The following is a 12,920-nucleotide window of genomic DNA, read 5'->3' on the forward strand; positions in this document are numbered from 1 at the left end:
TGCGTTCGTTCAATAGATGCATTGAAGCCCCGGTTTATAGTTGTTATGTCACTTTTCCTTGAACCTAAGAAAAGTACTGGCACTTAATCGATGGCATCTTGGCTGAACAATATCTGGGAAGAAGTTGGCAAACCCTTCTTTCAACGCCCACACAGGGTACAGTTTGCAGCCTTGTGCGTGCGCGGAACTGGCGACGACAAAAAAGTTCTATTGATCACCAGCCGTGGCACAGGTCGCTGGGTCATCCCAAAGGGATGGCCGATTGACGGCATGGACGGGGCCGAGACTGCCAAAGAAGAAGCATGGGAAGAAGCCGGCGTAAAAGTGAAACACCTGGGCCGCAAGGCGGTGGGCCATTTCACCTATGACAAGATCCTGGATGACGGAACGGCCCAACCCGTGCGCACCAATGTGTATCGCATAGATGTCAAAGATCTGGCCGAGGAATTCCCCGAGGTCAGCGAGCGTGAACGGCGCTGGTTCTCGCCGAAAGAGGCCGCAGAGCTGGTGCAAGAGCCGGAGCTGCGCGAAATGCTGCGGCAAATGTAACGCTTTCGCAACAAACTTCTGTGAGGCCGGTTGCCACAAGACCGGGCAACCGTTAACCGCGCCGGTTAAACCGTATCACCCACAGAAAACCGATGTCGAACACGAACAATAAAAACCGCTGGCAAGCCCTGGACAGCGATCTGCACCGAATTTCCCGCCTTGAGCATGCGAACGTGCACGTGGCGCGGCCGCTGCTTGCGCCGGGCATCGCGCTGGCCTTCATAGTTATTGCCGGATTGATTGCTGCGATACTATTCGGTCGGGCAGACGGTGGGCTGATCGTCATCGCGGCTGCTGGTTTTGGTGCCTATATGGCAATCAACATCGGCGCCAACGACGTTGCCAACAACATGGGCCCTGCGGTCGGTGCCAACGCCCTGACCATGGGTGGGGCAATTGCCATCGCCGCAGTCGCGGAAAGCGCGGGGGCCCTGCTGGCGGGCGGAGACGTGGTCTCGACCATCTCCAAGGGCATCATCGACCCTGCCTCAGTTCAGAATAGCTCGGTCTTTATCTGGGCGATGATGGCAGCACTGATTTCGTCGGCGCTGTGGGTCAACTTAGCCACATGGGTCGGCGCGCCTGTTTCCACCACGCACTCGGTCGTGGGCGGTGTGATGGGGGCTGGCGTCGCAGCAGCAGGCCTTAGCGCAGTTAGCTGGGGCACGATGAGCGCGATTGCAGCCAGTTGGGTGATCTCTCCGGTTCTGGGCGGCGCGATTGCTGCCGGATTTCTGGCGCTGATCAAGGCGAAAATTCAGTATCAAGACGACAAAATTGCCGCGGCCCGTCGCTGGGTGCCTATTCTGGTGGCTGTGATGGCTGGTGCATTTGCCACCTATCTCTCTGTCAAAGGCCTGAAGCGGATCGTGAAAATCGATCTGGAAATCGCGCTACTGATCGGTCTGACCTCGGGCATTCTGGCTTGGGCCTTGACCGTGCCTTGGGTTCGCCGCAAATCCGAAGGGCTGGAAAACCGCACCAAATCTCTGAAAGTTTTGTTTGGGTTGCCTCTGGTCATCTCAGCCGGTTTTCTGAGCTTTGCACATGGTGCCAACGACGTCGCCAATGCTGTCGGTCCGCTGGCCGCAATTGTGCACGCCGCTGAATTTGGCGATTTTGCCTCGAAAGTCACGATACCGACATGGGTAATGGTGATCGGGGCCTTTGGGATTTCGTTCGGCCTGTTCCTGTTTGGCCCCAAGCTGATCCGGATGGTGGGTAGCCAGATCACCAAACTGAACCCGATGCGCGCATTCTGCGTCGCTTTGTCGGCGGCAATTACAGTGATTGTTGCAAGCTGGCTTGGGCTGCCGGTCAGCTCGACCCACATCGCGGTGGGTGCGGTGTTCGGCGTCGGGTTTTACCGTGAATGGAATCAGGATCGCCGACGCAAGCAAAGTAATGATCGCCGCCCGCCCGAGTTGCGGCTGGCCCGTGAAGAGCAGCGGCGGCGCAAGTTGGTGCGGCGGTCGCATTTCATGACCATTATTGCCGCTTGGGTGATTACCGTCCCGGCCGCGGCTGCAATGTCAGCCGTTATCTTCTGGATACTGACCGCATTCACCTGAATGTGGTCAGATCACGGGATGATCTGATCCGGTGACAGACTTACATCCGGCTTCTGTTCGATCAGAGCCTGTACCCTTGCGCAAATCGGTGCAGGCCGCCCATATTGCTTGCCCAGTCGGACAATCTCACCTTGCAGACTGTCGATTTCCGTCACGCGCCCCGCCATAAGATCATAGGCCATCGACGTGCGTGCGCTGGGGTCGATGGTCAGCATCCGGGCCGCGATCCGCGTGAATAACGGCGTTGGCAGACGCAGGATATGCGGCGTCATCCAGGCAGGCAAAGGTGTGGTTGATGCTACAGGGTGGCCTGCGACCTGAATTACCCGCAAAGCCTCGGCCATCTGGTCGGCCATCAGACGACGCCACTTGCGATCCAGCAATTGATTTTTCAACGTCAGCCCCGACAACGCGTTCAATGCGTTGTTCAGATTGATGACCAGTTTGCCCCATTGCACAGCTTCAATCTCATCGCTTTCGATCACCAGCAGGTCAGGTGAGCTAAGTGCTTGCCCCAAACGGCCCGGGCCGGACTGGATCACGATATCGCCGGAAGTGGCGCGGTGAAAGCTGGCGGGTTGAGGCGGCACGACGTTGAAGGGCACCATTCCCGCGCGAACGTCATGATCCGGAAGCGCCGCCCGCAGCACCCGGGCGTTTTCCATCCCGTTCTGCCAGGACAACACCGGCGCAGAGGCCGGCGCGAACCGCGCGATCTGTTCTGCCATATCCGCCGTGGCCGCGGCCTTAACGGCCAGGATCACCAACTCTGCGTCTTTCAGGCAATCCGGGGTTTCGGACATCGTCAGCGTCTCAGCCGCCACATGAACGTGCAGGCCGGAAAAATCAGTGACGGTCAGGCCCTCCTCACGGATTGGGTCCAGAATGCGTGGGCGACCCAACAGCGTGACCGAGTGACCGGCATCAGCCAAAAAGGCTCCGCAATAACATCCAATGCTGCCCGCGCCTGCGATTATGATCTTCATGGCAACCCTCCCGTTGAGGCGAGGATTGCCGGTATCGCAAGTTCGGACAAGGCCCCCTGACGTCTGGTTAACGTGCCCGTCTTGGGCTTGTGCGCTCCAACTCGTCTGAAATCGGAATGAACTCCTGATCATCGCCGGGGGGCAGGTGGAAGGCACCGTTGGCCCAATCCGCGGCTTTCCATTCGCGAGTGGCGTTTTCGATTTTTTCCTTCGAAGAGGACACGAAATTCCACCAGATATAGCGATCCTCATTCAATGTGGCTCCGCCCAGCAGCATCAACCGCGCGCCAAACGGACCCGCCTTGACCGAAAGGCGATCGCCCGGGCGGAACACCATCATGCGACCTTCCTCGAACGTGTCGCCCGCAATCTCAACCGATCCCTGAATGACATAAACCCCGCGATCTTCGTGGTCGTCGGGCAATGGAAAGGCGGCGCCGGATTCAAGCTGCACATCCAGATAGAAGGTTTCCGACAGCATCGTCACCGGGCTGGTTTCGCCATAAGCCGAACCAAGGATTAGCCGGGCACTGACGCCATTGTCCTTGATATGCGGCAGCGCGCCCTGCTTGTGGTGCTCAAAATCCGGGGCCATGTCCTCGTACACCTCAGGCAGTGCAATCCAGGTCTGAACACCGAACAGGCTGTGCCGCTTAGCCCGCGTTTCTTCACTGGTACGTTCCGAATGGGTCACGCCGCGGCCAGCCACCATCCAGTTCACTTCACCTGGATAGATCATCTGATGGGTGCCAAGGCTGTCGCGATGCTCAAACTCGCCCTGATACAGGTAGGTCACTGTACCCAAGCCGATATGAGGGTGCGGCCGCACGTCGATGCCACCGTCGGTGATGAACTCGGCGGGGCCCACCTGATCGAAAAAGATGAACGGGCCGACTAATTGCCGTTTGAGCGAGGGCAACGCGCGCCGCACTTCGAAACCGCCCAGATCACGGGCACGAGGGATGATCAGTGTCTCCAGAGGCGAATTCTTGGGGTTTTGGGTAGGATTCCAACTCATGCCTGCTCTCCCGCGATCAGTTCATTCGGTTCACTGATGTAGGTTAGGCCTGACATACTCGCCTTTCAATTTGCAGAAACGCACAGAACGGGTGCGGACCCGGACCATACATCAGGCACGGCGCGGCCAAAGCTGCGGGAAAAACGCCCCATCAATTCGATCACCTTCGCGATATCCTTCGGCTTCGAACTGCGCCCGTTCATCCTTGGCCCAATCCCCCCGATACCGGATCCTGCCATCCGGAGCGGTCATCCGCAGCGTAAACCGGCGTACCGTTTCCGTTGGGGTGACTGATGACAGCCCACCGTGCAAGGTGCGCATGTCGAAGAAGATGCAGTCGCCCAGATTCATATCCCATTGTAAAAGATCGAATGCACCCGGATCGGCATTGACGTCAGGCGGCGGGTGATAGGTCAACCCTGCAACCTCGGTGGGTTCGTAGCTGGGATGCCCGTCGGCGAACCTGACCCGCATGAACAGCTTGTCCCACAGATGCGAGCCTTTGACGAAGGCGATACCGTTTTCTTTGGTAACCGGCTCAAGCGGCAACCACAGGACGCACATCGTGCCTTCGAAGTCGAAATAGGACAGGTCCTGATGAAACGGTGGACGCGAAGTTGATCCAGCCTCGCGCAGGAACCAGTTGTCCATGACAAGATTGATCGATGGTGCACCCAGCAACTGTGCGGCAAGCGGAGCACAAGGTGAGTTGTAAACGAATTGCGTGAATTGCGGGATTTTATTCCAAGCCCAGTAGTCCTCGAAATAGGCAGGTGCGCGAGGGTCCTTGGTATGGCGGGTGAAATTATCGGTTGGGCGGGCCAAATCCGCGTCGATGCCGTCTCGCAAAAGTGCCAGCCAATCCTCTGAGAACCTGGAGCGCAGCACAACCGCACCGTCGCGCTTGAACGCCTTGATTTCTTCGTCTGAGACAACGTCTTCGACAATCATAGTGCAGGACCCCCCGAACTGACGGATTTCAGGATGGCACCTGCGCGGGGGCACGGTCAAAGGAATTCACAATTTGTCACCCCCGCCGCGCGACCCCTCGGAAACTGAAACAATCGTGCTATCTTTCCGCTGAAAGGATGCCCGGCATTGTCGAGGCGTGGTGAAACACTTGAAAAGAGAGGTTTGCATGCCTGGTCTTACGTTCTCTCGTCGTTCTTTGGTTTTGGCGTCTGGGGCTGTTCTGGCAACGGGTGCGACAGGCTTTTTGGTGCCAGCGCGCGCAAGTGGCGTGGCCCCCACCGCATCCATGCGCGGAGGGTCCAACAATTACCGTCCCGGCGCGCCCATCGTTGACCAGATTGGCAGCGGCGGGTTCTGGATGACCGGAACAGTGCGACGCGCCGGGGACGGTGCCCCCCTGCCCGGTCAGCGCATCCAGATCTGGGCGCATACGACAGAAGGCCACGAACGCGATCCGCAGAGCCACGGCGCAACTCTGACCGATGCCAATGGAGAGTTCCGACTGGAGATGCCGCAAATCGTACCCGCCTTTGGCCAGCCACACGGCCATCTAGCTTATGACAGTGGTGAATTCGAAACGGTTTTCCTGCGCCCAATTATGGGCAGCTCCAAGGACAAAACCTTGGCCGCGCATTTCGTTCTGCAGCCTGCCTAACCACAGTGCGTCGAAGCCTAGTAATCTGGACCTTTGTGATCCTTGCCATGGCCGTACCGATTATCGCGGCTGCGGCGAGCCCTCAGCTGGCCTGGCGTGAACCGATCTACATCACCGCCGGGTTTGCCGGTGTTATTTCAATGTGTCTGCTGTTGATGCAGCCGCTACTTGCGGGCCGTTTGTTGCCGGGGCTGACCCCGGTTGCCAGCCGCCATTGGCATAGGTGGTGTGGGCTAGCATTAGTTGCAGCCATTCTGATCCATGTCGGTGGTTTGTGGATCACCAGCCCGCCCGACGTTATTGACGCTCTGTTATTTGTTTCACCGACACCGTTTTCGGCTTGGGGTGTGATTGCGATGTGGGCCGCGTTCGGAGCCGCGTTTCTAGGTCTTTCTCGCAAGCGCCTTGGCTTAAGGTTTCGCGTCTGGAGGTTGGGGCATGCGAGCCTTGCGATCATCACCATTATTGGCAGCGTCGTACATGCCCTGATGATTGAAGGTACCATGGAGGTCATGACCAAGTGGGTATTGTGCGGTCTGGTCGTGTTGGCGAGCGTCGCGACGCTCGCCAAATTGCGGATTTGGGATATCAGGCGACCCACCTGAACAACACAGGATCTGTGACAACCGGACACTGGCTATGGCCCGGCCACCCGTTTCGCGTAGGAAGCGCGGTTCATCTGAACGTCTTGCACTGTGATACTGCCAACCTCGGGCAAGGCCGCCGACAGAACCTCCAGTATGGCCGCGTTAAGCTCAGAGCGCGTCGCCTCGTCACGACCCTGCATCAGCAGAAGCGTGGCGTGGACAAAGCTCTGGGGATCAGTGCCGATACGGTAGTATTCTATCGGAATGGCGCGGACTTTTATCGTTTCAGCGTCGAATTCACGATGTTCAGCCAGCAAGGCAAATAGCTGATCGCAAATTGCCTGAACATCATGGATCTGCTCTATGCCTTTCGAAAACTCCAATGTGACATGGGGCATGATGGACTCCGTTCAGACGCCCAGACACCAGCGCATCACAGCCTTTTGCGCGTGCAGACGGTTTTCGGCCTCGTCGAAGATGACCGAGTTGGGGCCGTCCATCACTTCGGATGTCGCTTCTTCTTCGCGGTGGGCAGGCAAGCAGTGCATGAACAGCGCGTCCGGTTTTGCGTGGGACATCAGCTCGGCGTTGACCTGATAGGGGCGCAGCATGTTGTGGCGACGTTCCTTGGCGGACTGGGAATCGTGCATTGAAACCCAGGTATCGGCGACCACCAGATCGGCACCCTCAACCGCTTTATACGGGTCTCGTTCGACCACGATTTTCGAGCCCTTTTGACGGGCAAGCCCCATAAACTCTTCTTCCGGATCAAGCTGGGCCGGGCCGGTGAAAGTGAAATCAAACCCGAACTGACCCGCAGCATGTAGGAACGAGGCGCAAACATTGTTGCCGTCGCCGGTCCAGACTACTTTCTTGCCCGCAATCGGACCGCGGTGTTCCTCAAACGTCAGCACATCCGCCATGATCTGGCAGGGATGGGTGCGGTCAGTCAGGCCGTTAATGACTGGCACGTCCGAGTATTCAGACATCTCGGTCAGAATGGTCTCATCGAAGGTCCGGATCATGATCATGTCGACATAGCGCGACAGGACGCGGGCGGTGTCAGCGATGGTTTCACCGTGGCCCAGTTGCATGTCCTTGCCCGACAGCACCATGGTTTGCCCGCCCATCTGGCGCACGCCCACGTCAAATGACACGCGCGTTCTGGTAGACGGTTTTTCGAAGATCAGCGCAACCATACGGTCTTTCAGAGGCTGTTCGTCATCAAGTGCTGCCTTTGGGCGGCCCAGGCGCGCCTGTTTCATAGCGCCCGCCTGATCAATCATGGTCCGCAGATCGCCCGCGTCGGTTTTATGGATATCGAGGAAATGGTTCATTTCAGTTCACTTTTCATTCGGGTGTGTCTTAGGCCGAGGCCATTGACTCTTCGACCTGCGCAGCGGCTTTGTCGAGGCGGATCACGGCTTGGGCGATGTCATCCTCGGTCAATGTCAGCGGCGGAAGCAGGCGGATCACGTTATCGGCGGCTGGGACGGTAATGACCTCATTGTCATAACCGGCGTTGACCATGTCGATATTGGGCGCTTTGCACTTCAGGCCCAGCATCAGTCCTGTTCCGCGCACTTCTTCGAAGACCTCCGGGTGCTCGGCGATTAGCCCTTCGAGCTTCTGGCGCAGCATCCCGGCCTTGCGGTTGACGCCCTCTAGGAATGCAGGCGTTGCCACCTGATCAATGACGGCGCAACCCACGGCACAGCCCAGCGGGTTGCCGCCATAGGTAGAGCCATGCGTGCCTGCCGTCATACCGCTGGCGGCGTCTTCCGTGGCCAGAACAGCACCCAGAGGGAAGCCGCCGCCGATGCCTTTGGCGACCATCATGATGTCCGGGGTAATTCCAGCCCATTCATGGGCGAACAGCTTGCCGGTACGACCTACTCCACATTGCACCTCATCGAGGATCAAAAGCAGGCCGTTGTCATCGCAAATCTGGCGCAAGGCTTTGAGCTCCGCGTCTGGAACCGGACGGATGCCGCCCTCGCCCTGCACGGGTTCGATCATGATCGCGGCGGTTTTATCGGTGATCGCATTGGTGACGCCATCGAGGTCGCCAAACGTGACATGAACAAAGCCCGGCAGCAGTGGGCCGAAACCCTTGGTCATTTTCTCAGACCCGGCAGCGGCAATACCAGCCGACGACCGGCCGTGGAACGAGCCGTCAAAAGTGATTATCTCGACCCGTTCAGGCTGATCCTTGTCGTAGAAGTACTTGCGGGCCATTTTCACGGCCAGTTCGCAAGACTCGGTGCCCGAGTTTGTGAAGAACACGGTATCAGCAAAGGTGTGCTCGACCAGTTTGTCTGCCAGGGCTTGCTGCTGTGGGATGTGGTAGAGGTTTGAAACATGCCACAGCGCGTGCGCCTGCTCGGTCAGGGCATTGACCAGCGCGGGATGGGCATGGCCCAGGGCATTCACGGCGATCCCAGCGCCCAGGTCCAGAAAACGTCGGCCATCCGCCTCGGTCAGCCAGGCGCCTTCACCCTTCACGAAAGTCAGGGGCGCGCGGTTATAGGTCGGCAGAACGGACGGGATCATGGGATCATCCTTTTCAGGTAGTTTGAGCCTTGTGAGTGATACACTCGGCCTGTGTTCGTCAACTGATTTGGTGGAAATTGCGCCGATTTGAACAGCGCAAATAGATCAAAGAGGCCGGTTACGCGGCGAAGCGTCAGCGTCGGAGTCGCAGGATATGTGCGTTTTTGATCATAAGCCGCCGTATAACGCTGCCCGAAGCATCTGAAAACCCTGAATTTGGCAACCAGCGAAAATTCTTGGCGCGACGCATTTGCTGCTTGCCATTTGACATGCGCTGACGCACCGCTGACATATGTTTGTCGCCAAAGCCCACAATCCGCCTCTTGCGGCCGTGCTGATCACCGCCGCCAGTGCATTGCTGGCCGGGACCACCCTGCTGGCCAAAGCCTTGGGGACGGACACATTGGGTCCCGCGCTACATCCAATGCAGATCAGCCATGGGCGGTTTCTGTTTGCCTTTATCGTGATCGTCACCGCCGTAGGCGTGATGCGGTCGCGCTTGCAGCGTCCGCATTGGGGCCTGCATATTGGGCGTACAAGTTTCGGCTGGGTCGGCATTACGCTGATGTTCGCCTCGGTCGCATTCATCCCGATCGCGGATGCGACGGCGATTTCCTTTCTGAACCCGGTCTTTGCAATGGTGCTGGCAATCCCACTGCTGAAAGAAGGTGTCGGCCCTTGGCGCTGGCTGGCGGCAGCGGTGGCGCTGGCTGGGGCGCTGATACTGTTGCGCCCGACACCCGATAGCTTTCAGCCAGCTGCCCTGTTGGCACTAACCGCAGCCGCAGTCATCGGGATGGAGCTGATATTCATCAAGAAACTCTCTGGTCGAGAAATCCCGATCCAGATCTTGCTGATCAACAACGCAATGGGCCTGACGATTGCCTCTGTCGCGGTGAGCTTTGTATTCCAGATGCCAACTTTAGAACAATGGGCAGCGCTGGCGGGTATTGGCGCGCTGATGGCCTGCGCGCAGGCGTGTTTTGTGAACGGCATGGCCCGTGCGGATGCCTCATTCGTTGCCCCGATCAGCTATGCGACGCTGATTTTTGCCGCTTTCTACGATTTCGCGATATTCGGCGTGATTCCGGACGGGATCAGCATGATCGGCTCAGCCATAATTCTGACCGGCGGGCTTATTCTCGTCTGGCGTGAAGCGCGGGCGCGGCAAGCCTGAAACTCCAAAAAAGTTGTACCGGCATGGCCCGAGGGCGACCTGTATGTCGCAAACCCGGAAGAACGCGGATCGATCCGGCGCAATGTGGTCTCAGTTGATTTGAGAGTTTACCCATGCATGAACGTCGTATCCCCGAATGGGTGCGCCACGCCCCAGCGCCTTCAGTCCGCGATTTCGGCATCCTGGCCGGATTCGAAGCTATTGTCCGCGGTATATTGATCTCCGTCTTTCCACTGGCCATGTACCGAGCACTGGGTGATGCGTCTTCGGTCTCGTTCCTGTATTTTCTGGTCGGCGTTATCTCGTTGATTGCGGGGCTGATGGTGCCATTCCTGATCCGCTTCATACCGCGCAGATGGGCGTACACCGTTGGTTGCCTCATGTTCATCGGCGGTGCCCTTCTGGCGATTGAGGGCAGCCCGGCGGCCGTGGTCGGTGCGCTTGCCCTGAACACGGTCGCGACAGTGGTCACATTCATTTGCTTCAATGCTTATGTCTTGGATTACATCAGCAAAATCGAGCTGGGCAAATGTGAGACCAGCCGCATGTTTTATAGCGCGCTGGGCTGGGCAGGCGGACCGATGGCCGGCGTCTTACTGCTGGAGGTCTGGGCCCCTGCCCCCTTTGTCATCAGCGCCTTGGCAGGTGCGGTCATGCTGATCCAGTTCTGGCGCATGCGGTTGGGCAATGGCAAGTTGATCGCCAAGGCGCGAGGCACCGCAAAAAACCCGCTGGCCTTTCTGCCACGCTTCTTCGCCCAGCCGCGGTTGGTGGCCGGGTACCTTTTCGCCATGATCCGATCCTGTGGCTGGTGGATCTACGTGGTGTACCTACCCATCTTCGCTATTCAAAACGGGCTGGGTGAGCAACTGGGCGGCATCCTTTTGTCCACCACCAATGCGATGCTGTTCGCAGCTCCGCTTATTCTGCGCTGGGTGCAGGGGCGTTCGATACGCACAGCTGTCCGCGTGGGTTTTGCTGCCTGCGGAACCTGCTTTGTCACCGCTGGGGCAATCGCAGGTTGGCCGGTCGCGGCGGTTGCGGCGTTGGTTCTTGGGTCCATCTGGCTGATCGTTCTGGACATTTGCGCAGGGCTGCCTTTCCTCATGGCAGTGAAACCGTCCGAACGCACTGAAATGTCAGCGATCTACTCCAGTTACCGCGACGTCTCCGGCATACTGACACCCGGAGTTGCATCACTGGTCCTTCTGATCTCACCGGTCGCCGGCGTATTCGCGGTCGGAGGGTTGGCTCTGTTCGGGGTCTGGGCCGTGGCCGCAAATCTGCACCCACGATTGGGAAAGCCCAGAATGACTTTTCATCCCGGTTCACTGGCCGAGACGGGTTAAGCCTTTAGGCGATACCCAGTTCGCAGCATCTGCCAGGTCAGCGCACCGACCAGCAGCGTGGCACCGGTGCATACCGCAATACCCAACCAGGGTGAGCTGTCGGACACGCCGATCATTCCATACCTCAGGCCGTCAATCAGATAGAAGACCGGGTTCACATGACTCACCCGATTCAGGATAGGAGGCAGCGCCTGGACCGAGTAAAACGTACCCGACAGGAAAGCCAATGGTGTCACGATGAAGTTCGTGATGGCCGCCATCTGATCAAACTTGTTGGCAAAAATACCGGCAAACAGGCCCAAGGCCCCCATGAATGCGCCACCCAGAACAACGAAGATCAGGGCAAACAACGGGTTCTGCGGGTAAATCCCCAAAACCAAAGCAAGTGCGACCGCAACCACACAAGCGATCAGAACACCCCGCGCGACGCCACCGGCCAGATAGCCCAGCAGTATCTCAAGCGGGGACAAAGGCGGCATCAACGTATCGACGATGTTTCCCTGCACTTTGGCGATCACCATCGACGAAGAAGTGTTGGCGAACGCATTCTGGATCACGGTCATCATCATAATGCCCGGCGCCAGAAAGGTCAGGAACGGCACACCCATCACATCCGGACGCCCCGGACCGATGGCGATATTGAAGATCAGCAGGAACAGCCCGGCCGTCACAAGCGGCGCCAACAGGGTTTGTGTCCAGACCGCCAGAAACCGCAGTGTTTCACGCTGGGCCAACGTGTAAAGCCCCATCCAGTTAACTGTTCCGAAACGCCGTTCGCTCTGATCTGCGGAAATCTGCATCACCTGCCCTCATCCTGATTCGAGAACCGCTTGTAACTCGGCTCGCAGTGATTAAAATAGGGGGCTGAGACGAATTCCCAAGGCGGCCCGAATCCGGGGCCGCTTTCCGCTTTTGAAAGGCAAATGATGTCCTGGACTGACGAGCGTGTAGAACTGCTGAAAAAAATGTGGGGCGAGGGCCAGTCGGCCAGCCAGATCGCCAAGGAACTGGGCGGCGTAACCCGCAATGCGGTGATCGGCAAGGTGCACCGTCTGGGCCTGTCGAACCGCGCAACCGGTGCCTCGCCGGCTAAATCCGAACCTAAAGACAAACCGGCACCCGCGCCCAAGGCCGAGGCCAAGCCAAGGCCCGCGCCTAAGACCGAACCGGCGCGCCCAACGCCGGCACCTGCAGCCGAGACAAAACCGGCCGTTCCAGCGCGCCGCCAGATCATACCGGCGGGTCAACCACTGCCGCCGCAGCCTTCGGCCAACGAAATCAGCCCCGAGGCGCTGGCCAAGGTCAACGAGATCGAGAAGAAGGCCAAGAAGCTGACGCTGATGGAACTGACCGAGAAGACCTGCAAATGGCCCGTTGGCGACCCCGCGACCGAGGATTTCTGGTTCTGCGGCCTGCCGGTTGAAGCGGGTAAACCTTATTGCGAAGCGCATGTTGGCGTAGCCTTCCAGCCAATGAGCTCGCGTCGCGACCGCCGGCGGTAAA

14 protein-coding genes are annotated in these 12,920 nt (G+C 58.4%); 7 read left to right on the forward strand and 7 right to left on the reverse strand.

Annotated features, from left to right (window positions below; genetic code table 11):
* The first annotated feature begins 90 nt into the window (after nt 1-90).
* Together AC2FD9_RS20380 and AC2FD9_RS20385 are read left to right on the forward strand one after the other, a co-directional pair.
* A complete protein-coding gene (locus AC2FD9_RS20380) occupies nt 91-549 on the forward strand; it encodes an NUDIX hydrolase (RefSeq protein WP_108861772.1) in 459 nt (152 codons plus the stop codon).
* Between the two features lie 92 nt (nt 550-641).
* Entirely contained in the window at nt 642-2,120 is a 1,479-nt protein-coding gene (locus AC2FD9_RS20385) for an inorganic phosphate transporter (RefSeq protein ID WP_496838617.1), read from the forward strand.
* Nucleotides 2,121-2,131: 11 nt separating this feature from the next.
* Here AC2FD9_RS20385 and AC2FD9_RS20390 read toward each other — a convergent pair whose 3' ends face one another.
* The 3 genes from AC2FD9_RS20390 to AC2FD9_RS20400 all read right to left on the reverse strand — a co-directional run bounded on the left by AC2FD9_RS20390 (nt 2,132) and on the right by AC2FD9_RS20400 (nt 5,075).
* On the reverse strand, nt 2,132-3,106 hold the full coding sequence (locus AC2FD9_RS20390; protein WP_496838619.1) for a 2-dehydropantoate 2-reductase: 975 nt from the start codon (nt 3,104-3,106) through the stop codon (nt 2,132-2,134).
* Nucleotides 3,107-3,173: 67 nt separating this feature from the next.
* Nucleotides 3,174-4,124 (reverse strand): pirin family protein, encoded by a 951-nt coding sequence (locus AC2FD9_RS20395; protein WP_282119989.1) that lies wholly within the window; start codon nt 4,122-4,124, stop codon nt 3,174-3,176.
* A gap of 111 nt (nt 4,125-4,235) precedes the next feature.
* Nucleotides 4,236-5,075: a phytanoyl-CoA dioxygenase family protein gene (locus AC2FD9_RS20400; RefSeq protein WP_282119990.1), complete on the reverse strand. Its 840-nt coding sequence runs from the start codon at nt 5,073-5,075 to the stop codon at nt 4,236-4,238.
* A 187-nt stretch (nt 5,076-5,262) separates the two neighbouring features.
* Here AC2FD9_RS20400 and AC2FD9_RS20405 point away from each other — a divergent pair, with 187 nt between their 5' ends.
* Both AC2FD9_RS20405 and AC2FD9_RS20410 read left to right on the forward strand, forming a co-directional pair.
* Entirely contained in the window at nt 5,263-5,751 is a 489-nt protein-coding gene (locus AC2FD9_RS20405) for a peptidase associated/transthyretin-like domain-containing protein (protein WP_282119991.1), read from the forward strand.
* 47 nt (nt 5,752-5,798) lie between these two features.
* Complete coding sequence (locus tag AC2FD9_RS20410; protein ID WP_109313404.1) at nt 5,799-6,356, forward strand: ferric reductase-like transmembrane domain-containing protein; 558 nt, start codon at nt 5,799-5,801, stop codon at nt 6,354-6,356.
* Nucleotides 6,357-6,388: 32 nt separating this feature from the next.
* Here the strand turns inward: AC2FD9_RS20410 and AC2FD9_RS20415 are convergent, their stop codons facing one another.
* From AC2FD9_RS20415 to AC2FD9_RS20425, 3 genes are read right to left on the reverse strand one after another with little or no spacing between them, the layout of a single operon-like run.
* On the reverse strand, nt 6,389-6,736 hold the full coding sequence (locus AC2FD9_RS20415) for a 5-carboxymethyl-2-hydroxymuconate Delta-isomerase (RefSeq protein ID WP_282119992.1): 348 nt from the start codon (nt 6,734-6,736) through the stop codon (nt 6,389-6,391).
* 12 nt (nt 6,737-6,748) lie between these two features.
* Nucleotides 6,749-7,675 carry an ornithine carbamoyltransferase gene (gene argF, locus AC2FD9_RS20420; protein ID WP_058272227.1) on the reverse strand — a complete coding sequence of 309 codons (927 nt, stop codon included), beginning with the start codon at nt 7,673-7,675 and terminating at the stop codon, nt 6,749-6,751.
* Nucleotides 7,676-7,703: 28 nt separating this feature from the next.
* The gene (locus tag AC2FD9_RS20425) at nt 7,704-8,891 is read right to left on the reverse strand and encodes an aspartate aminotransferase family protein (RefSeq protein ID WP_058272228.1); all 1,188 of its coding nucleotides are present in this window, start codon (nt 8,889-8,891) and stop codon (nt 7,704-7,706) included.
* A 292-nt stretch (nt 8,892-9,183) separates the two neighbouring features.
* Between AC2FD9_RS20425 and AC2FD9_RS20430 the strand changes: the two genes are divergently transcribed.
* Together AC2FD9_RS20430 and AC2FD9_RS20435 are read left to right on the forward strand one after the other, a co-directional pair.
* Nucleotides 9,184-10,068 carry a DMT family transporter gene (locus AC2FD9_RS20430; protein WP_496838623.1) on the forward strand — a complete coding sequence of 295 codons (885 nt, stop codon included), beginning with the start codon at nt 9,184-9,186 and terminating at the stop codon, nt 10,066-10,068.
* A gap of 113 nt (nt 10,069-10,181) precedes the next feature.
* Nucleotides 10,182-11,417, forward strand: coding sequence for an MFS transporter (locus AC2FD9_RS20435; RefSeq protein ID WP_496838624.1), 1,236 nt, complete (start codon nt 10,182-10,184; stop codon nt 11,415-11,417).
* Here AC2FD9_RS20435 and AC2FD9_RS20440 read toward each other — a convergent pair.
* Nucleotides 11,414-12,217: an ABC transporter permease gene (locus AC2FD9_RS20440; protein ID WP_109313410.1), complete on the reverse strand. Its 804-nt coding sequence runs from the start codon at nt 12,215-12,217 to the stop codon at nt 11,414-11,416. The two genes, AC2FD9_RS20435 and AC2FD9_RS20440, sit on opposite strands and share 4 nt — an antisense overlap.
* A gap of 126 nt (nt 12,218-12,343) precedes the next feature.
* Here AC2FD9_RS20440 and AC2FD9_RS20445 point away from each other — a divergent pair, with 126 nt between their 5' ends.
* Nucleotides 12,344-12,919 carry a GcrA family cell cycle regulator gene (locus AC2FD9_RS20445; RefSeq protein WP_058272305.1) on the forward strand — a complete coding sequence of 192 codons (576 nt, stop codon included), beginning with the start codon at nt 12,344-12,346 and terminating at the stop codon, nt 12,917-12,919.
* Nucleotide 12,920 lies beyond the last annotated feature (1 nt).

Source organism: Ruegeria sp. YTSC230 (genome assembly GCF_059609665.1).

What these genes read in the sequence shown, in the direction of transcription:
- AC2FD9_RS20410 (WP_109313404.1), top strand. Translation starts at nt 5,799, where the DNA reads ATGGCCGTACCGATTATCGCGGCTGCGGCGAGCCCTCAGCTGGCCTGG.
- AC2FD9_RS20440 (WP_109313410.1), bottom strand. Translation starts at nt 12,217, where the DNA reads ATGCAGATTTCCGCAGATCAGAGCGAACGGCGTTTCGGAACAGTTAAC.
- AC2FD9_RS20445 (WP_058272305.1), top strand. Translation starts at nt 12,344, where the DNA reads ATGTCCTGGACTGACGAGCGTGTAGAACTGCTGAAAAAAATGTGGGGC.
- AC2FD9_RS20390 (WP_496838619.1), bottom strand. Translation starts at nt 3,106, where the DNA reads ATGAAGATCATAATCGCAGGCGCGGGCAGCATTGGATGTTATTGCGGA.
- AC2FD9_RS20395 (WP_282119989.1), bottom strand. Translation starts at nt 4,124, where the DNA reads ATGAGTTGGAATCCTACCCAAAACCCCAAGAATTCGCCTCTGGAGACA.
- AC2FD9_RS20385 (WP_496838617.1), top strand. Translation starts at nt 642, where the DNA reads ATGTCGAACACGAACAATAAAAACCGCTGGCAAGCCCTGGACAGCGAT.
- AC2FD9_RS20405 (WP_282119991.1), top strand. Translation starts at nt 5,263, where the DNA reads ATGCCTGGTCTTACGTTCTCTCGTCGTTCTTTGGTTTTGGCGTCTGGG.
- AC2FD9_RS20425 (WP_058272228.1), bottom strand. Translation starts at nt 8,891, where the DNA reads ATGATCCCGTCCGTTCTGCCGACCTATAACCGCGCGCCCCTGACTTTC.
- argF (WP_058272227.1), bottom strand. Translation starts at nt 7,675, where the DNA reads ATGAACCATTTCCTCGATATCCATAAAACCGACGCGGGCGATCTGCGG.
- AC2FD9_RS20430 (WP_496838623.1), top strand. Translation starts at nt 9,184, where the DNA reads ATGTTTGTCGCCAAAGCCCACAATCCGCCTCTTGCGGCCGTGCTGATC.
- AC2FD9_RS20380 (WP_108861772.1), top strand. Translation starts at nt 91, where the DNA reads ATGGCATCTTGGCTGAACAATATCTGGGAAGAAGTTGGCAAACCCTTC.
- AC2FD9_RS20400 (WP_282119990.1), bottom strand. Translation starts at nt 5,075, where the DNA reads ATGATTGTCGAAGACGTTGTCTCAGACGAAGAAATCAAGGCGTTCAAG.
- AC2FD9_RS20415 (WP_282119992.1), bottom strand. Translation starts at nt 6,736, where the DNA reads ATGCCCCATGTCACATTGGAGTTTTCGAAAGGCATAGAGCAGATCCAT.
- AC2FD9_RS20435 (WP_496838624.1), top strand. Translation starts at nt 10,182, where the DNA reads ATGCATGAACGTCGTATCCCCGAATGGGTGCGCCACGCCCCAGCGCCT.